This window comes from Pseudomonas kielensis (assembly GCF_014236655.1).
Lineage (GTDB): Bacteria > Pseudomonadota > Gammaproteobacteria > Pseudomonadales > Pseudomonadaceae > Aquipseudomonas > Aquipseudomonas kielensis.
In genome coordinates this window covers 12,417-31,272 of sequence record NZ_JACMYG010000046.1, presented here as the reverse complement: position 1 = coordinate 31,272, position 18,856 = coordinate 12,417, and the positions used below count along the sequence as shown (strand labels likewise).

Sequence of the window (18,856 nt, the reverse complement as noted above, 5' to 3'; positions counted from 1 at the left end):
GATGGGTATTTTACCGCCAGCGCTTGAGCGGTCAGTCCACCAATATTTCCCGTGGCACCCAGAATGAGCACTCTGCTTGTTTTGTTCACAGTCAATAAGTCCTGATGATTGATTAAATATTCAGCCTTGCCGGTAACGATGGAATGACCACTGACGCCCGCGCAAGTTGTAGTGGTGCATCAAGTCTCAATGCGCATTGCAACGCGTTGGTTCGATTATTTGTGTGGTTGTGGCGCAGGCGTTAGCCAAAAATCGCAGTGTTTACGATGTTTGAATTATTGCCGGGCGCACTTAACCGATGTTTCGGCGACACGTGTTGCGCGCGTGCAGAATTAGCGCCGGCCAGTGAGTGCTCCAGCGCTCATCTTCATTGATAAATAGCTATGTATTCGAAAGGGGCATTACTGGGCGAAAGGTTAGTGCGCTGGAATAGCGGGCTGGTTAGTCAGGAACAACATCACGTTAACTGGCATAACGTCGGCGCGTCTCGGATGGCAGATCGCCGAACAGGCGCTTGTAATCTGCGCTGAAATGCGACGGATGCCAAAAACCCCAGCGCGCAGCAATATCCAGCACGGAACTCTGTGGGCCGCCAGACTTGATGTCCTGCCGCACATAGTTGAGTCGCAATGCGCGTAAGTAAGCCACTGCGGTCATGCCCAGGACGTCCTGGAATGCATATTCCAGCGTGCGTGAGCCAACTCCCAGGTAGTGACAAAGCCTGGCAATGGTGAAGCTCTCACCCTGGGGATCGTGAAACAGATATTCACGCGCTCGCGCAACCAGGGCATAGCGATGTTTGGGCATGGCGAATGCGCACAGTTTGTCGCCGTTGCCGAGCAGCTTGAGCACCTGTGTGTAAATCGATTCGGTCAGCGAGTCCTGTGCATGCTGGTACTGCAAGGCGCCAGGATTGTTCAGCAAAACGGTCAGCACGGTTTGCAGGAATGTTTGCAGCTGAGCCGCCTGATCTGGCATGACTTTTAGAAAGGCCGTTTTATCAAGGCTGCGAGCGACATCGGCATCTTTGATTTGATCGACATAGGCAGTGAAGACGTCAGTATCGAAGCTCAGGGTCAGCAAGTCGCTTGAATGTGCTGTGTAGTAGGTAAAGGTTTCATCCTCGGTAAAGCAGACGATTTCCCGGTGATTGACTTCGGTGCCACTGAACAGGGCAGGTTGGGACAACGACAGCGGCAGGGCAATGGAGCGCGAATTAGCTTTGGTGGCGAACTTAACGCACATGCGCTGGGAGGTGATTTCGCGAAACAGTTGCATGCCGGCAAAGCTCACCAGGCTGCAGCGCCCGGCAAAGAAGCCGTTGCTCAACTGCTGGACCTCACTGGACCAGCCAGGCAGGGTCGCGCCATAGTCATCAACGTCATGCAGTTCTGCAACGCTGACGACGACGGGATCAGTCGCGATCAATGGAGTAGGGGAGTAAAGGCCGCCGCTGGTATTCACTGGCAATCTCCTTGGACAACATATGATTCCTGGCGGTTACTCCGCCGAGCACTAGGCGCCTTTATCCCATGCGGCGCGTATCACCACTACTCCTGTAGTCGCCCATCGTGCTGAAAGTGCACTGACGATCGGTCTCGCGCAGCCTAAGCGATTGGCAGTGCCAGCGTTAGCCAATAAACGCAATTTACTCAATGCGGATATTGGGTAACACCTGGCTGGGTGTTGATCTGACACTACGGCCATCAGGTTATTCCCGTTGGCCGATCTGGCCAATGACCTGCGCTGGCGCTGCTTGAGCCAGCCCATAGGCTGCAGTGGCGGTGGGTAATCAAAGTACTCCCCGAAAAAACAAAAAGGACAGCGGCAATGTCTAGCAGAGATATGATGATTTACACGGCTGTTTCGTCCCTGGTGTGGGTCGGGTTTTATTACGGATACCGCTTTCTCAAGTTGAAAAACGATATGTTGGGCTACGAGTGGTTCTTTCTGGCCGTGTCTGCAACCAACGTGATTTTAGATAAGGCCGGTGTCTTTGAGTTTTCCGCCTATGTCTGGCATTACCTGGATACGTTTTCAAAATTATTTGGTGTTACCGTTATTGGTGCCATCGGATTAATGAAAGTGACGCATAACTTTGAATTGTCCAAAGGTAAGGAAATTCTGGTTTTTGTCGTCGCGCTTGTTCTCAGTTATGGCTTTGAAACGCTGGACTTCATGCGGGCGGCATTACCGGTCGCCTCGATGTTGGCAGCCGTACTCTTTTTAATCTTCTGCGGTTGTATCGTACAGCAGGCATTTAAATACAAGCTGATCTTGCACGGCTGGTTGATGGTCGTACTTATCGTCCTGAATCTGTTTGTCGCCGCTATCCAGGACTTCATGGTTCTGCCCAATGAAGACACCGCGGTGTTTTTCAATAAGTGGGTGATTGAAACCCTTGCCTGGTCGTTGATTTTTACAGAGATTTTCTATGTGTATCGCGCCCTGGCGCGCAAGAAGGGAATGGCATAGACCCACCGTCATACACAGTGAGAAAACCCCGATCGAAGCCAACTTCAATAGCTTATGGGTAGGTAATGTCGATATGTTCAAACGTTTAGCGTGCTATTTCATGCTGGGCACTTCGCTGCAACTGCCCTTGGCACTGGCTGATATCCCGGTGGAGCAGGCCAGGGTCGAAACGCTGGCAGCCCATGACGGTCAGCATTGGTTCTGGGTATGGGGCAATCGAGCGCCGACGCAGCTCGATGGTCGAGCCTTTTTGTTCGATGACAGCGGCAAGATGCTGGGCCAGCTTGATACCGGCTTCTGGTTCAACAGCCTGCTGCCTGCACAGTCACGTAATGAGTTGTTTTCCGTCGAAACCTATTTCAGCCGCGGCACCCGTGGCACCCGCAGCGATATGGTGACGGTCTATGACCCACAGACCCTCGCGCCCAAACGGGAAATCCCGATTCCGTCCAAGCGCATCAACGCCCTGGGCAATACGGGTTTGAGTGTGTTGTCGGACGACGAGCGTTTTCTCCTGGTGCTCAATTTTACCCCGGCGCAATCCATCAGTATCGTCGACCTGGATGCCGATCGTTTTGTCAGCGAGGTGGAGACACCCGGCTGCGCCTCGATCTATCCGGCCGGCAAGCGTGACTTCTATGCCATCTGCGGCGACGGCGGATTTCTTCACCTGCGCCTGGGAGAACAAGGTCAGGTACTGATCCAGCAGCGCAGCAAACCGTTATTCGATCCGCTCAAGGACCTGCTGTCGACTGCGGCTTCGCGGATAGGTGACACCTGGTATTTCGTTTCTCGCGAAAGTCAGGTGTATGCCATTCAGATGGGCCCGGATCAGTTGCGCGTGTCCCGGCAGTGGTCGTTGCTTAGCGGGGATGAGCGAAAGGACGACTGGCGCATGAGCGGCATTCAGCACACCGCCGTACATGCAGCGAGCGGCCGATTGTTCGTGTTGATGCACCAAGGCGGGCCAGACACCTTCCAGGAGCCGGGCACCGAAGTCTGGGTCTTCGATGCGAACCAGGGCAAAAAAATCCAGACCATCAAACTGGCTGAGCAGAGCGTCTCTATCGGCGTCAGTCCCGGCGTCCAGCCACGTCTTTACAGCGTGGACTGGGTGCTGCAGATGCCCTGGCTGGCCAGTGCCTGGATTTATTTAACCGAGGGCCAGGATGGTGTGCTGCGTCGTCTGCAGCAGGACATCAATCTTTACGATGTCGAGAGCGGCGCGCACCTGCGCACCATTACCGGGCTGCCTTATGGATACCTGAACATGGTGCTGCCATGGTGATCGACCTGCTTGGCGAACCGGTCTGGTTGACCGCCATCAGTGTCGGCATGGCCCTGCTGCTGGGGGCTGCGGGCTGGCACAAATTACGCGACAGGCATGGGTTCACGGCGGTGTTGCAGAGCTATGACGTGCTGGCGCAAGGGCTGGTTCGTCCTGTCGCCTTGCTGTTGCCTTGGCTTGAGATAGTCACCGCCGGCGGGTTGTTGGCTTTCCGGCAGCCCTTCGTTGTGTGGCCCGCGGCGGCGTTGTTGCTGACCTATGCGCTTGCAATGGCGCTGAGCCTGTTGCAGGGCCGGCGCATTGCCGACTGCGGATGCCAGGCAGGCGCCCGCCGCCAGGTAGTCAGTTGGCCATTGGTATGGCGCAACCTGATTCTCATGCTCCTCACCCTGAATCTGCTGCTGCCGCCAAGCGGCCGCACCCTGGTTTTCTACGATTGGCTGGTGATTGGCTGCGTGGTGCTTAGCGGCAGTGCCTTCTACGTTCTGGCCAATACCCTGATTGCCAACCAAAACTCTGCCCGAGAACTCTCCCTATGATCGAAGCACTGGTTGTTGCCATTAGCCTTTCCTGGTTGGCCATCATCGGTTTGTTGGTGGCGGTGCTGGCCCTGACCCGGCAAATTGGTCTGCTGCACGAACGCATCCGCCCGGTAGGGGCGCTGTCGCTGGGCAAGGTGATCAAGGTCGGGGATGAGGCGCCAGTCTTCAATCTGCCGAGCCTGACCGGCGGTGCATTGAGCCTGGCTGGCGTCGATGCTGGCGGACTCTCCACACTGCTGTTCTTCCTTTCGCCGACGTGCCCGGTGTGCAAGACCTTGCTGCCGGTGCTCAAGTCGGCCCAGGTAAAGGAGCGAGCCTGGCTACGCGTGATCCTGGCCAGTGATGGTGACGAAGCCGAACAGTTGTCCTTCATTCGGCGTGAAGGGCTGAATGAGTTTCCGTATTTGCTCTCTCCCGAGGTTGGCATGGCTTACCAGATCGCCAAGCTGCCCTATGGGGTGTTGATTGATGCCCAGGGCAAGGTGACCGCACACGGCCTGATCAATACCCGCGAACATCTGGACAGCCTGTTCGAGGCGAAAAGCCTCGGCTACGCCACGGTTCAACAATTTCATGCGGCACATGGCTGAGTTGCCAGGCACACGCATCGAGGGCAATGACGATGGAAAACAATTGGCTTGATCAAGTGACCGAAAAACTCACCCGACAGACCGCTCGCAGCACGTCGCGTCGAGGTTTTCTCGGCGGCCTGGGCACTCTGTTGATCGGTGCGGGCGCCTTTACGCTGCTGCCGGTTTATCGCAACAGTGCCTTTGCCTCCACGGGCATTGCTGAAGAAGGCAATCCCAATAGCTGCGACTACTGGAGACATTGTGCGATCGACGGTTTTCTTTGTGGATGTTGCGGTGGCACGGCCAGCAGTTGTCCGCCTGGCACCGTGAAGTCAGACATCACCTGGATCGGCACCTGCCGAAACCCCACGGACGGCAAGGACTACGTCATTTCCTACAACGACTGTTGTGGCAAAAGTAATTGTGGGCGCTGCATCTGCCAGCGAGATCAGGGCGACACGCCGATCTATCGGCCGCAGAGCTCGAATGATCTCAATTGGTGTACCGGCAGCCAGGCGAATGTGCCTTATCACTGCTCGCTGTCGGTCGTGATAGGAGTGAAGGAACAATGATTCGCGCAGTTGCGCTGGGGCTTCTCCTGTCCAGCAGCTGCAGTTGGGCGACCGAGCCGGCTCAGGTCGATTACATGCTCAATTGTCAGGGTTGCCATTTACCAGATGGCAGCGGCTTTCCCGCACGACAGGTGCCAGATTTGCGTAATCGGATGGGCAGCTTTCTCAGTGTGCCGGGCGGTCGCGAGTATCTGGTGCAGGTGCCGGGCACCGCCCAGACGGCGCTGCCCGATTCTGATCTGGCACGCTTGCTGAACTGGATGCTCCACAGCTTCAGTGCGGCACAGATACCGGCGGATTTTCAACCCTATACCGCTGCTGAAGTAGGCACCTTGCGTCAGTATCCCCTGGCCAACCCATCAGTCATTCAAGCGCATCTGCTTGAACAGATCGTTCAGCGTGAGCAACAGCAGCACAGTGGAGCATTCGCAGATGAATAAGATGACCAGCCTGGCCTTACTGTTTCTGGCTCCGCTCGCCACCCAGGCGACGGAGGCGCCCACTGCAGCGCTGAGTGCAACCTGTGCGGTGTGCCACGGCGCAGAAGGCCAGGGTAATCAGGCGTTGGGCGCACCGCGCCTGGCGGGGCAGAACGCACAATATCTGGCTCGTCAGCTGCTGAATTTCAAAGCCGGCCGGCGCGGCTACGCTCAACAGGATCAGGCGGGGCAGAGCATGCGTGCGATTACCCAGAGCCTCAGTGAAGAGCAGCTCGCCAGTCTGGCCGCGCACTACGCCGGTCTGCAACTGGCCAAGGCGCCACAGTCTGACAGTGCCACTGCCAAGGTTGGCGCAGCACGCTATCAGGATACCTGTGCCGCTTGCCACGGCCAATTTGCCCAAGGTTATGCACACCTGCAGGCACCTGATTTGCGAATCCTTGACGGCTGGTATATCGATCAGCAGCTGAACAATTACGCTCAGGGTTGGCGGGGGGCAGATGAGTATTCCGATATCCAGGGCAAGTGGATGCAAGCCATTGCCACGCAGATCAATAACGAAGAACGGCGAGCCGTGGTCGACTTCATAGAAACACTGGGGGTTGATCCAAAGTAAGGTAACCCAGCCCTGGCTGACGGTGTTATCCGAGAACCCTCCGCTGCCAGCGGAGGGTTTTTTTTATCGCGGCTTGTCACAGAATCTCATGGGTATCGCTGGAATCTATTTGATCAACCGGCGGCTGCGACTAGGCCACCGTCCAGCGCCAGCGTATGTCCGGTGATCCAGGAAGAGGCCCTGGATGCCAGGAAGATGGCAGCGCCAGCCATATCGTCCTGATTGCCAAGACGCCCCCTCGGGACCATGGCCATGATGGAACCTGCATCTTGCTCAACCGCGTAAGCCGTCATTTTCGTGTGAAAAAAGCCGGGCGCGATTGCGTTGACATTGATATGAGCGGGAGCCAGATCAACCGCAAGGTGCCGGGTCAGATGAATCAGCCCGGCCTTGCTGGCGGAGTACGCATAGTTATCGACGCCGGGATTTACCAGGCCGTTGACCGAGGCAATATTGATCACCCGGGACGGAGTCTCTGCTTTAGCCGCAGTTTTGAGCAGTCCGAGCAGACGCTGCGTCAAAAAGAACGGTGACTTCAGATTCAGATCCACAACCTTGTCCCAGCCCGCCTCTGGATACACGGAAAACTCCGCGCCCCAGGTAGCGCCGGCATTGTTAACCAGGATGTCCAGGCCAGACTCACGCTTGCCAATCTCATCGACCAAAAACTCGATGCCCTCCAGGCTGGAGAGGTCAGCACGGATCGCAACGCACTCCCCAAGGCTTGCAACAGCGTTGGTAAAATTCGCCAGCTCATCCTGATTTCGCGATGAAATGTACACCTTGACCCCGCATTGCAGGTAGGCACGCGCGATCATCGCGCCAATCCCGCGCGCCCCACCGGTGACCAGCGCCACCCGACCTTGCAAACTGAATAGATCCTGCATACTGCCTCCGAGAAAAATGCGCCCGTCCGTCAACCGGACAAGCGCAGAAATTGAATTGGATGCGCCGCTCAGGCGTGCGATCTCATTGATTGCCGAAGCTGGCGGCAGCCTTGGACAGGAACTTCTCTGTCTGCTTGAAGCCCGCCTCCAGGGCGCATTGATCTGTGGTGTCACAGATAGCGTCCCAGATCGCCAGCACACTCTCAGGGGTCTGCAAGGCAGGTGGGAGGAACACGCCATTGGTCTCGAAAATCCGCGTAGTGGCATAGCCACCTGCACCGGCACAGAGGATCGTGCGCTGCGGTGCACCCTCGTGGCACAGCAGTAGCGCGCCTGCGGTAACCGACTCAGGGGTCAAGAGTTCAAATACCGTCTTGTCCAATAAATCTTCGGTCATGCGGGTGGCGGCAGTGGGGGCCAGCGCATTGACCCGGATATCGTGTTTCTGTCCCTCCAGCGCCAGGGTATTCATGAGCCCTACAACCGCCATCTTGGCCGCACCGTAATTCGACTGACCGAAATTGCCGTAGAGACCGGAAGAGGAGGTGGTCATGACAATTCGCCCATAGTTCTGCGCCCGCATGATTTCCCAGACGGCCTTGGTGCAGTTGACCGAGCCCATCAGGTGCACGTCCATCACCAGCCTGAAGTCGGCCAGGTCCATCCTGGAGAAGCTTTTATCGCGAAGTATTCCGGCGTTGTTGAGCAGAATATCGACCCGCCCCCAACGCTCCATGACCTGCGCGACCATCGCCTCGACTTCAGAAAAGTTGGCAACGTTGGCGCCGTTGGCAATGGCTTCGCCGCCCATTGCCTGGATTTGCGCAACCACCTCGTCTGCAGCCTGCAACGAGTTACCCGCGCCGTCACGGGCGCCTCCCAGATCATTCACCACCACCTTGGCACCGCGCCTGGCCAATGCCAGCGCATGGGAGCGTCCGAGTCCGTTTCCGGCTCCGGTGACGATGGCGACACGCCCAGTGAAATCGATACATTGCTGACTCATATGAAACCTCTGCGATTGATACGGTTATTCAACGGACAAACCAGGTACGCCGCAGCCATCAAAACCACTCTTCTCGGGCCATGTAGAAGGCATCTTCGAAGTCGCACAGAATCTGTTTCCAGACCTGTATCTCTGGCAGTTCGTAGGCGTAGAAGTATTTGAGGGCTTGCAACTTGCCCAGGTAGAAGTTCCGGTCATCCGCATGCGGGTCCCTGGCCAGGCCAGCGCTCGCGGCTATGCCTTGCTTGAGCCACATCCAGGCCACAACCACGTTGCCAAACAGCTCCAGGTACTTGACCGAATTGGCCAGCGCCAAGTCGATGTGCAGTTTCTGCATGCCGCCAAGAACAGCACCGGTGGTTTCCTCGAGCACTTGAATGGCGGCCAGAAGCGCAGCCGCAGGCTCCTGCAATGCCGGGTGCTGGGTGGCCGTCTCAATGTCGTCACGCATCCTGCTGATACAGTTCGTGTATCCGGCCATATTGTCGGCGGGCACCTTGCGTGCGAGCAGGTCAAGCGACTGCACGCCATAGGTGCCCTCATGGATCGAGTTGAGGCGGTTGTCGCGGTAGAACATCTCGACCGGATGCTCATTGGTATAGCCATGCCCACCCAACACCTGAATCGCCAGGCTATTGGCGCGCGGGCCGTATTCGGATGGCCAGGACTTGATGATCGGCGTCAGGAAATCCAGCAGTACCTTTGCGCTTCTGCGCTCGGCCTCGTCAGGAGCAGTGCGCACGTCGTCAGCCAGTTGTGCACCGAACAGACACAGGCTGTAGGCACCTTCGGCGTAGGCCTTCTGTGCCAACAGCATGCGTCGCACATCCGCATGCTCAATGATCCGCACGGGCGCAGAGAGCGGATCCCTGGACGAAGGTAAACGCCCCTGTCGCCGCTCCTTCGCGTAGTCGAGGGAGTACTGATAACCGCTTAACGCGGTGAGCGCGGCGCTGGTTCCGACCATGATGCGTGCCTCATTCATCATGTGGAACATGTAGCGAATACCCTGATTCTCCTCACCTACCAGGTAGCCGATCGAGCCGCCCTGTTCACCGAAGTTGATCGCACAGGAGGTTTGCCCGCGCCCACCCATCTTGTGGAACAAGCCAGCCAGGCTCACATCATTGCGGCTGCCGACCGCACCTGTTTCATCGACCAGATACTTGGGAACAATGAACAGGGATACGCCCTTGATGCCCTTGGGCGCGCCTTTGATCCTTGCCAGGACGAGGTGAACAATATTTTCGCTAAGGTTGTGATCACCGCCAGAAATGAAGATCTTGTTGCCAGTAATCAGGTAACGACCCTCTTCAGTCCTGGTCGCGCTGGTCGCCAGGTCTGCCAACCCCGAGCCCGCCGACGGCTCGGTCATGGCCATGGTTCCGGCGAACCGGCCCTGACGCATCGGCACGACCCACTTGGCGATCTGTTCGGGCGTGCCGTGAGCCTCGATAAGGTTGCAGTTGGCATTGGTCAGACTGGTGTAACCCAGTGTGGTGCTGCCAGCAGCTGACAGGAAAGAAGTGGCCACACTTGCGACGATGGCCGGCAATTGCATGCCACCCCATTCATAATCGGCTTCCGGGCAAGCGAGCCCGGATTGGATAACGGCATCGATTGCAGGCTTGATCTCGGGAAGCATGTGCACCTGCTTGCCGTCGAACGTAGGCTGTTGCACATCCACCTTCTGCCGGATTGGCAGGAAGTAGCGTTGCGCGATCTTGCGCCCGGTTTCGATGGCCGCCAGATAGGTTTCCTTGCTGTGCTCGGCATAGCGCGGGCGGGCGGTCAGGGCTTGCGCATCGAACAACTCGAACAGATAGAAATGCAGATCTCTGACGTTTAGTATGGAGGCCGCCATGGTATTACTCCGCGAAGAATGGACGAGACCCGCCCATTTTGCCGAGGCCGGCCCCAGCCACCACGACATGGGATGTCTGATAGAAGGGATTTCTCGCAACAATGGACATGGCCGAGACACAACACTTACAGCGCTTTGCTGACTTTCTCAGGTTCTGGCGCGGAGTCTTCGGGCTGAGCCAGGAGCAACTGGCCGAAATGGTCGGCACCTCGACTCGACATGTCAGTCGCTTGGAAAACGGGATAAGCAAGCCAAGTGAGGTGCTGACCGACCAAATCGCGGACGCGCTAAAGCTTGGCCGCAGGGATCGCAGCCATCTGCGCATTGCTGCGGGTTACGCGACCAACGAAATAGCGCAGGACTTTCACAGCCCGGATCTCAAATGGTTAAGGTCTGCAATGCTCAGAACATTGCAGACACTGGATCCGTATCCATCCACCCTGACTGATGGCGCGGGCAATATCCTGATGGTCAACAAGGCCTGGGTAGGCTTCTATCAGGACAAAGTCGATACCGAGCGGCTCAGGCAAACCGTCAACTTGTATGACTTTCTGTTCAACGACGGCAGCGATGGCGCGCTGAGCGAGGAATGGCAAGACGCATTGTCGTTGGTGATCATGGCGTTCAAGCAGCATGTCATGCTCAACGGCAGCGATCAGGAAGATCAGACCCTGAAGCGTATTCTTGGCTACCCCAACGTTCCAGCTGACTGGAAAATACGCGCCTCCAGGCTCGAGCCCAGAGCCAGCTTCAAAGTCAAAATTCAGCATCAGGGAATGGTCAGGGGCTTCTACAGCGTGAGCCAGATGGTGGGTGCACTTGGCCCGGCGGCGTACATGACCGAACCCAGGCTCAGCATCAACACCCTCTATCCCGAAGATGCCGCACTGAGCCTTGAAAAGCTGCTAACTACCTCCTTGGAACATCCCCTGTTGTACTACTGAGTGGCAGTGGCTCAACCACATGGTTAATGCCATTGGAACAATCAGCACTGTGGTAGCGACAGCCTTAGCCTTCGCAACAGGCATGCTTCGTTGGTATTCGGTACCCGGGCTGATGGCTAATCTGATCACGGTTCAGGTCGACAAAACCGGTCGCTGCCTTCCATTTGATCTGGTGGTCCGGGTCGAGGGATGCGGCAAAGGCAGCGCCGATCATCAGCGCCTGGCTATCCACTCGGTGTTGACCTAGTTGCCCTGAACGGTGACCCGCCGGTTTCCACTTGGTAACGCCGCACGGCTACATGATCGCACCCCATGTCGTTGATTGCGCCGACCTCGGTGTGAATCGCCCCGGCTCGGGGCACCACTTCAAAATCCGCTGCATCTTCCAAATCTCATCCCGATCACTAGCGTCTAACCGACTCTGGTGCTTTTTGCTGTCTGCGATATGGCATAACAGGGCGGCTGGCGCCCTGTTAGCGGGATCGGATGGGGGTTAGCGGGTGTTCTTGTTATAGAGCAGCATGGAGGCTATGGCCGGCATCAGGATCAGCGCGCCGACCATGTTCCAGATGAACAGCAGTACCAGCAACAGACCCATGTCAGCCTGGAACTTCAGCGCCGAAAACGACCAGGTGGCGACGCCCATCGCCAGGGTGACGCCAGTGAAGGCCACCGAGGTGCCGGTGGTTTTCAGCGCTTCGAAGAACGCGGCGCGGAACTTCAGGCCTTGATGGAGGAAGCCTTCCATGCGGCTGTACAGGTAGATGCCATAGTCGACGCCAATACCGACGCCGAGGGCAATGACCGGCAGTGTAGCTATCTTCACGCCCAGGCCCATGTATGCCATCACTGCCTCGCAGAGCACGGTGGACAGATAAAGCGGGGCCATCAGAGCGAAGGTCACCCTCAACGACTTGAACTCCCACCAGACAACCAGCGAGATGATCACGAACACCAGAATCAGCATGAGCTTTTCCGAGTGTTTGATCACGATGTTGGTGGCGGCTTCGATCCCGGCATTCCCGGCGGCTTGCAAGATTTCGAACTCGCCGGTGTCGTGTTGCTGGCTGAACGCCTCTATCGCATTGACCACCCGCGTCAGGGTCTCGGCCTTGTGATCGGCCAGGTACAGGCTGATCGGCGCGACGCTGCAGTTGGGGTCGACGAACTCACTGGCGACACCGGAGCGTGCGTTGTTCATCACGAACTGGTCGCGGGAGAACTCGGCCCACTTCGGGTTGCCTTCGTTCCGCGCGAGAATGTTGAAGCGCATGGCACGGTACAGCGACTGCACTGACTCGACGCCCTCGACTTCCAGCAGCGTGTCTTCCAGTTGGTTGGCGAGGTCAGCCGCGGCATAACGCGCGCACTGCTCCTGCGGGGTCTTGAACATCACCACGAACACGTCGGTGCTGGTGGTGTAGTGATTGAGCAGGTAGGCGTTGTCCTGGTTGTAACGCGCATCCGGACGGAACTCTGGCGCACCCTTGTCCAAGTCGCCGATCTTCAGGTCCTGCCGGGCATGATAGCCAAAGCCCAGCAGCACCAGGCTGAACAGAATCAGCGGCACCGCGACCTTCGGCTCGACCACGGCGGCCACACGGCGGAAGATCGGCCACGAGGAGTGAGTGCGCTTGTGCTGTTGTTGCATACCCCGTGGACTGACGCCCACGTAGGACATCAATACCGGCAACAGGAACATCTTGGTGAAGATGGCGACGAACACGCCAATGCTGGCGGTGATGGCCAACTGTTGGATCACGCCGATATCGATCACCAGCAAGGTGATGAAGCCGACGGCGTCCGCCAGCAGGGCGGTGGTGCCGGGGATGAACAGGGCGCGGAAGGTGCGCCGAGAGGCTTCCAGCGGCGTGGCGCCGAGGCCCATTTCGCTCATCATCAGGTTGATGTTTTGCACTGCATGACTGATGCCGATGGCGAAAATCAGGAAGGGCACCAGGATCGAGTATGGGTCCAGTCCATAACCCAGCAGGCTGAGCAAACCGAGCTGGCAGGCTACGGTGAGCAGGCACGTCAGTACCGTTACCGCAGTGCTGCGCCAGCAGCGGCAATAGAGGTACAGCATCAGGCTGATCAGGCCAACGGTGATGGCGAAGAACAGCGCGATGTCGGTGGCGGCGGCCAGCAGGTCACCGATGATCTGGGCGAAACCGATGACGCGGATATTGACGCCCTGATCGGCAAAGTGCTCGCGCACCTGCTGCTCCAGGGCCTGGGTAAAGGCGCCGTAGTCCAGGGGTTTACCGGTATCCGGGTCGCTCTCGAGCAGCGGCACGCGGATCACCACCGACTTGAAGTCGTTGGCAACGTAGCTGCCGATCAAGTTGGCGCGCTGGATATTCTGTTTAACCTGCGCCAGCGACTCGGGGCCGCCGTCATAGGTGTCGGGGATCACGCGTCCGGCGCGCAGTCCCTCGGTCGTCACCTCGGCCCACATCGCGTTGGGGGTCCACAGCGATTTCAGGTTGCCGCGGTCGACGCCGGGCAAGTAGAAAATCTTGTCGTTGACCTCACGCAGCGTCTCCAGGAATTCTTTAGTGAGGATATCGCCCTGGGGGGCTTCCACCAGCACCCGTAATACGTTGCTCTGTGGGCGCAGCACGTCCTCGAACTTCAGGTAGTTGACGATGAACGGATGACCGGTAGGGATCATGCGGCTGAAGCTGGCGTCCGGGCGCAGCGACAGCGCGGCGATGCCGAGCACGACCGAGACAACAAGGAACATCAACAGCACGACCAGGCGATTGTGAAACAGGGCGCGCTCGGTGCGGTCCACCAGGTGCTGCATGGTGCTTTTCTTCAGCGGTCGCAGGGTTGGCCGCGAGTTCTGCTGGGCGGTCATTGCAGTTGCTCCTTGAACGTGGACAGGGGCAGGACTTGTAGGCCATTGCTGCCGATCAGGGCTAAGTGATCGGGGGACAGCGCGGTGGCGCCGAGCAAGGAGGCCTTGCTTGTGCCTTGCCAGGCCTTGAACTTCTGGCCGTCGCGACTGAACAGCAGCACGCCGCCCTGACCGGCAAGCACCAGGCTGCCATCAGCCAATTGCTCGCCGCCGTAGAGGCCGACACGTACCGGCAGCGCCAAGGTTTTCCAGTTCAGGCCCTGGTCCTGGCTGGAGAGCAGGGTGCCGCCGAAACCGAGAATCAGTAATTGACCGTCTTTGAGTTGCAGCAGCTTGTACAGCGAGGCCTGGGACAATTGCCGGGACGGCTGCCAGTGCTGGCCATTGTCGGTGGAGAGGGACACGCGACCGCCTTCGCCGGCGACAAGCAGACGACCATCGGCCAGGCCGAGCACGGCGTTCAGGTGCAGGCGCTCGGGGTTGTCCAGGTTGGATACATAGGCCCAGGTTTTACCGCCGTTGCGGGTGTGGAGGATGATGCCGTAGGCGCCAACCACCCAGCCTTCATCGGCATTGCGAAACCACACATCCAGCAGCGGCCGGGAGGGGCCGGACGCGCTGCCGGCCTTGACGTCGTCGAGGGCGAAGAGCGCATTGTCCAGCGCGGCGACCAGGGCTTCGTCATCGGGCGCGGCAGCACTGGCTGCTTCCAGGCGCGCGACTTCGGATTCCGCCCAGGTGAGCATCAGCGTGCTGATGTCGTTGCCGTCGAGCTGTTTACTCCAGCTCTTGCCAGCATCGTTGCTGTGCAGGATCACCCCGTCGTGACCAACGGCCCAGCCATTGCTCGGGTCGGGGAAATGCACCGCAGTCAGCAGCAGGTCGACCGGTACTTGCGCCTGGCTGATGACGCCATCGGCATCGCGCAGCAGTATGTGACCGCTTTCGCCGACCATCACCAACTGAGTGCCCAGCGTTTGGGCGTCGGTGAGTGGGGCCTGATCAGCCAATGCCGATGGCCGTGAAGCGCGTTCCAGGCGGTCGGTCTGAGGTGCGGCTATGGCGCTGCCCATGGCGATCAACAGCGCGAGCGCGCTGAGCGAGAAAGTTTTCATGCGCAGTACTCGTGAAAGCGGAAAAAACTCGAGCCTTCAGGCGTCGGTGGGGGGGCGAGGCGTGGGTCGGCTAGCGGGGGGGAACACGCCAGGGAGGGCTGCTGCCGAGACGGTGCAGGCCTGCGGGGTGGACGTTTGCCAAAGGCACTGAAAGCTGGGGCGCGGTACATGCAAGCCCTCCTGTTTATTATTATCGGGGGTGTGCTGGATCGAGAGCTGCGGACGCTTGCAGGAGTACACAAGGCCAGGCGACCGACAGAAGTGCCCGAGTATTAATCAAGGAATGGCTGGGCTGCTGGATGTTTCATGCCAGAGTTTTGCTAATCGGCGCCAGTCGGCAAACCCATTGAGCGCAAGCGCGGGCAGGGCCAGGACGTTCTCGTCCGGCCGGTCGATGGGTGATGTCATCGACGTCTCCAGGGGCAGGCTTGGCGTCTGCATGCGGCCTGCCGGTGTGCAGGGCAAACATCAATGAAATCGCCGCGCCGGCGACTCAGCCAGTGCGGCGAATTCATCAAGCAGGCCGCATCCTCGGTCCTATTGGCTCCGCTGTTTGACGGGCGGTGGGGCCCAGCGGCCGCTTTGCAAGCGCTCGTCCGGATTGTAGATGCGCATGATCAGGTAGAAACCCTCCGCGGGCGCGGGCAGCCAGTTGGCTCTTTGCTTGGGGTCACTGGGGACCTGGTGCTGCAGATAGATATCCAGGGAACCGTCGTCGTTGGTCACGATGGCTTCGGTGCGGTTGCCGAACGAATAGCGGTTGATCGGGTTCTCGACAAAGGAGCCATCCGCGAGGTTGTACATCGACACCGACCAGAAGGCCTTGGCTGGCGGTAGCTGACCCTTGTCGAAATGCAGAACGTAGTTGCCCTTGCCGTTAAACGCTTGCCCTTGCTCGTCCTGGCGCGCGTCCATGTAAACGGCCTCTTCGGGCGCATTGCCGCCGGTGTACCACTTGGCGAAGGCGGCGCGGAACAGGTAATCACTACCCATCACGCCGGACTTCGCGCTCCAGCGCCAGCCATTGATTTTCTTGACGTCTGCTCCGCCGGACTGGGCGCTTACGTCCATCAGGTGCAGGGCAAATTGCGCACCTTTTATCAGCCCCGTGCGCTGGCTCGGCGTGAGCGAGTGGTAATCGAAAACCCGGTTGCCGTTCTTGAAGCCGATCTGTTCCAGGCTGGCCGCGACAACGGCGTCCTGGCCGGGTTTGGGTGGGGTGAACTGCAGGGCGTGCGCCAGTTTGGCGTAGAGCTCGAGGCCTTCCGGAAGATCCTTTGGCAGTTCGAAGGCTACCCGCTGCCTGGAAAAATCGAGGTCTGGCGCGACCTGCTGCTCGGATTGGCCGAATTGACTCAGCGGCGTGAGGCGCAGTTGATCTTCAATCTCCAGGGCATTCTTCAGATCCTTGGGACCGTCGACGCCAATGCGACCCCAGACCACCAGGCTGTCGGACGGGCTGTCGATGCGCTTGACGTTGGCCGGCAACTCGCCCTGCCAGCCCGGTGCGACCAGTGCGTAGTGGCCGGCGGCGCGGCCGGTCGTTCGGCTGCCAACATAAGCAAAGGTGTCGCCGTTGGGGTCCCACAATTGGAAGGTGTAGTAACGGTTGGCGGCTACCGCCGGAACGGACAGCACCAACGGCTCGCGACTGACATCACAAAATGCCTGGGCGAACAGCGTGTCGTTGTTGGGAGTGGCAATCTGTTTGTATTCCGGCCCGCGTAGCTGACGCATCAGGCCAAACTGGTTGACGGCAGATTGTGGGTTGCCCAGCTTGATAATGTCTGGCGAGGTGCGCTGGCGCATCAGGTCTTCAAAGAGGATGCTCGGGTAGCCCCAGATGATGGCATTGGCCCCCAGGTAGAATGCGCTGGCCTCGGGGCCTGTCATCTGGCCCAGTTCCGGTGCCGGAGTGCGCTTGTCTGCCGCCTCGATACTGTGGGCTGGCAACAACCCGGCTGTGACTATCAGGGCCAGGGCGAGGTGCGGGAGCATGCGTTGAAGGTTGAGTTTCCTGGCCATGCTGTCGGGTAATTTGCCCATCGTTTCTCCTGGTGCGGCGTCAAGACGTGCCGCCTTATTGGCTCGTTATTGTTGTTGCGCTGGCAACGGGCAGCAGCCACCGCATGAGGGGACAGTATGGCGCCGCAGGCACAGGCCTTAAGGGCCTCTTACGCCAGATAGTTGACAATGAATGCCAGGCAGCGTGCCGTTCGCAGCCATGGGCGAGCGGGGCGCGCAGGTAAAAAAGGGGGTGGCTCAGCTTGCGCTGGCCACCCCAAAGGTTCACATGGAGTTGTGACGGTGTTAGCGGCCGCTGCGACGCAGGGCGGCCGGGCTGAAATCTTTCAGTTCGGCTTTGACGCCGAACTTGGTGGCCTTTTCCTCGTTGTCCAGGCCGTAGACGATGTAGCGGTTGGCCTGCAGGTCATAGTTGACCTCGCTGGTGTGGATCGCCGAGAGCACATCGTAACGTTGCATGCTGTGGGCTTCCTGGGTGCGCCACAGTTCGCCGCGGCCGTCGTAGAGGTCGGCGGCGAGGATGTTCCAGCTGTCCTCGTCGATGTAGAACACACGCTTGGCGTAGATGTGGCGCTCGCCCGGTTTCAACGTGGCCTCGACGACCCAGACGCGGTGTGGCTCGTAGCGCACCAGATCCTGGTTGAGGTGGTTGGGCTGGATGATGTCTTTGTACTTGAGCGTACGAGCCGCCAGCTTGTAGTCATTGTAGGGCACCAGCATTTCTTTCTTGCCCACGAGTTTCCAGTTGTACTTGTTCGGCGCACCACTGTAGAGGTCGAACTGATCCTGGGTGCGCAGGCCATCAGAGGTCACTTGCGGTGAATCGTAGGACACCTCGGGGGCGCGCAGTACACGACGCTGACCCGGGTTGTACGACCATGCCAGGCGCGGTTCCCTGGTCTGGTCGATGGGTTCGTGTACCAGGGTCTGGTTGCCGGCCACACTTTCCGGCGAGACGACCTTGCCCAGGAAGTAGTACAGGCGGTTCGGTTCCGGGTTGCCCATGGCCGAAGCCATGACGGCTGTCTGCTCACGGCGTACTGGGGTGAAGTTGCCGTTGCTCTGCACCACCATCTCGGTCGGATAGGTGGTGTAGCCACCGTCGCGGTAACGCACGAAGTGGTTGTAGATGGCTTCCAGGCCCTGCTTGGGGATCGGGAACGGTACGCTGGTTTTTCCGTAATTAAGCATGCCGTTGCCGCCGTCGGCCAGCTCGACGGTGGCGGCTTCCTTGGCGATCTGCGCGTACTCCGCCGCTGGCAGGGCGGCGGTACGGTGGCTTGGGTAGATGTTCATTTTGTAGCTGGGGTATTTTGCCAGCATGGCCTTGTGACCAACCGTCAGCTGGTCGGCGTACTGCGCCATGTTGGCCTTGGTCACGGTGTACAGCGGCTGTTCGCTGGCGAACGGATCGACATAGCCCTTGCTGGCGTCGTATCCAGCGGGTGGGGTGGTCAAGCCGCCGGTCCAGGCCGGGATGGTGCCGCTGGCATTGCCGGCTTTTTCCGCACCGACTGGGGTCAGGTCCTGACCCAGCCGGGCTATTTCAGCAGCGTCCAGCTTGGCCAGGGCACTGCCGCTTACCAGGCTCAGGAGGCCGCCGAGAATGGCGGCAGAAAGCAGATTCTTATGCATGATCTTGCCTCG

At 58.8% G+C, this 18,856-nt stretch carries 18 protein-coding genes; 9 read left to right on the top strand and 9 right to left on the bottom strand.

Going from position 1 to position 18,856, the window contains the following annotated elements; all coding sequences use genetic code 11:
* Positions 1–462: 462 nt before the first annotated feature.
* Positions 463–1,464: a helix-turn-helix domain-containing protein gene (locus tag H7995_RS28750; protein WP_166589350.1), complete on the bottom strand. Its 1,002-nt coding sequence runs from the start codon at positions 1,462–1,464 to the stop codon at positions 463–465.
* Between the two features lie 366 nt (positions 1,465–1,830).
* Here H7995_RS28750 and H7995_RS26565 point away from each other — a divergent pair, with 366 nt between their 5' ends.
* The 7 genes from H7995_RS26565 (at position 1,831) to H7995_RS26535 (ending at position 6,505) form a co-directional block, all read left to right on the top strand.
* Complete coding sequence (locus H7995_RS26565) at positions 1,831–2,475, top strand: hypothetical protein (protein ID WP_166589349.1); 645 nt, start codon at positions 1,831–1,833, stop codon at positions 2,473–2,475.
* A gap of 73 nt (positions 2,476–2,548) precedes the next feature.
* A complete protein-coding gene (locus H7995_RS26560) occupies positions 2,549–3,763 on the top strand; it encodes an amine dehydrogenase large subunit (RefSeq protein ID WP_244647824.1) in 1,215 nt (404 codons plus the stop codon).
* Positions 3,757–4,302, top strand: coding sequence for a MauE/DoxX family redox-associated membrane protein (locus H7995_RS26555; protein ID WP_166589348.1), 546 nt, complete (start codon positions 3,757–3,759; stop codon positions 4,300–4,302). Before H7995_RS26560 ends, H7995_RS26555 begins: the two co-directional genes overlap by 7 nt.
* Positions 4,299–4,895: a methylamine dehydrogenase accessory protein MauD gene (mauD, locus tag H7995_RS26550; RefSeq protein WP_166589347.1), complete on the top strand. Its 597-nt coding sequence runs from the start codon at positions 4,299–4,301 to the stop codon at positions 4,893–4,895. Before H7995_RS26555 ends, mauD begins: the two co-directional genes overlap by 4 nt.
* Before the next feature lie 26 nt (positions 4,896–4,921).
* Entirely contained in the window at positions 4,922–5,449 is a 528-nt protein-coding gene (locus H7995_RS26545; protein ID WP_411740880.1) for a methylamine dehydrogenase light chain, read from the top strand.
* Entirely contained in the window at positions 5,446–5,889 is a 444-nt protein-coding gene (locus H7995_RS26540; protein WP_166589346.1) for a cytochrome c, read from the top strand. Before H7995_RS26545 ends, H7995_RS26540 begins: the two co-directional genes overlap by 4 nt.
* Positions 5,882–6,505 (top strand): c-type cytochrome, encoded by a 624-nt coding sequence (locus H7995_RS26535; RefSeq protein WP_166589345.1) that lies wholly within the window; start codon positions 5,882–5,884, stop codon positions 6,503–6,505. Before H7995_RS26540 ends, H7995_RS26535 begins: the two co-directional genes overlap by 8 nt.
* A 113-nt stretch (positions 6,506–6,618) precedes the next feature.
* On the opposite strand, the gene H7995_RS26530 is transcribed toward H7995_RS26535, so the two are convergent.
* From H7995_RS26530 to H7995_RS26520, 3 genes are all read right to left on the bottom strand, one after another.
* Entirely contained in the window at positions 6,619–7,392 is a 774-nt protein-coding gene (locus H7995_RS26530; protein WP_185819176.1) for an SDR family oxidoreductase, read from the bottom strand.
* An 82-nt stretch (positions 7,393–7,474) separates the two neighbouring features.
* A complete protein-coding gene (locus H7995_RS26525; protein WP_166589343.1) occupies positions 7,475–8,398 on the bottom strand; it encodes an SDR family NAD(P)-dependent oxidoreductase in 924 nt (307 codons plus the stop codon).
* A gap of 58 nt (positions 8,399–8,456) precedes the next feature.
* Positions 8,457–10,262 carry an acyl-CoA dehydrogenase gene (locus tag H7995_RS26520; RefSeq protein WP_166589342.1) on the bottom strand — a complete coding sequence of 602 codons (1,806 nt, stop codon included), beginning with the start codon at positions 10,260–10,262 and terminating at the stop codon, positions 8,457–8,459.
* A 101-nt stretch (positions 10,263–10,363) separates the two neighbouring features.
* Here H7995_RS26520 and H7995_RS26515 point away from each other — a divergent pair, with 101 nt between their 5' ends.
* Together H7995_RS26515 and H7995_RS28685 are read left to right on the top strand one after the other, a co-directional pair.
* A complete protein-coding gene (locus H7995_RS26515) occupies positions 10,364–11,206 on the top strand; it encodes a helix-turn-helix domain-containing protein (RefSeq protein WP_198422814.1) in 843 nt (280 codons plus the stop codon).
* 112 nt (positions 11,207–11,318) lie between these two features.
* A complete protein-coding gene (locus H7995_RS28685) occupies positions 11,319–11,453 on the top strand; it encodes a hypothetical protein (protein WP_256669761.1) in 135 nt (44 codons plus the stop codon).
* Between the two features lie 246 nt (positions 11,454–11,699).
* On the opposite strand, the gene H7995_RS26510 is transcribed toward H7995_RS28685, so the two are convergent.
* From H7995_RS26510 to H7995_RS26495, 5 genes are all read right to left on the bottom strand, one after another.
* Entirely contained in the window at positions 11,700–14,015 is a 2,316-nt protein-coding gene (locus H7995_RS26510; RefSeq protein ID WP_232534629.1) for an efflux RND transporter permease subunit, read from the bottom strand.
* Between the two features lie 50 nt (positions 14,016–14,065).
* Positions 14,066–15,184: a WD40/YVTN/BNR-like repeat-containing protein gene (locus H7995_RS26505; RefSeq protein WP_166589340.1), complete on the bottom strand. Its 1,119-nt coding sequence runs from the start codon at positions 15,182–15,184 to the stop codon at positions 14,066–14,068.
* Between the two features lie 276 nt (positions 15,185–15,460).
* Positions 15,461–15,592, bottom strand: coding sequence for a hypothetical protein (locus H7995_RS28680; protein ID WP_256669967.1), 132 nt, complete (start codon positions 15,590–15,592; stop codon positions 15,461–15,463).
* A gap of 129 nt (positions 15,593–15,721) precedes the next feature.
* On the bottom strand, positions 15,722–17,230 hold the full coding sequence (locus tag H7995_RS26500; RefSeq protein ID WP_198422815.1) for a DUF1254 domain-containing protein: 1,509 nt from the start codon (positions 17,228–17,230) through the stop codon (positions 15,722–15,724).
* Between the two features lie 264 nt (positions 17,231–17,494).
* A complete protein-coding gene (locus tag H7995_RS26495) occupies positions 17,495–18,844 on the bottom strand; it encodes a DUF1329 domain-containing protein (RefSeq protein WP_185819175.1) in 1,350 nt (449 codons plus the stop codon).
* Positions 18,845–18,856 lie beyond the last annotated feature (12 nt).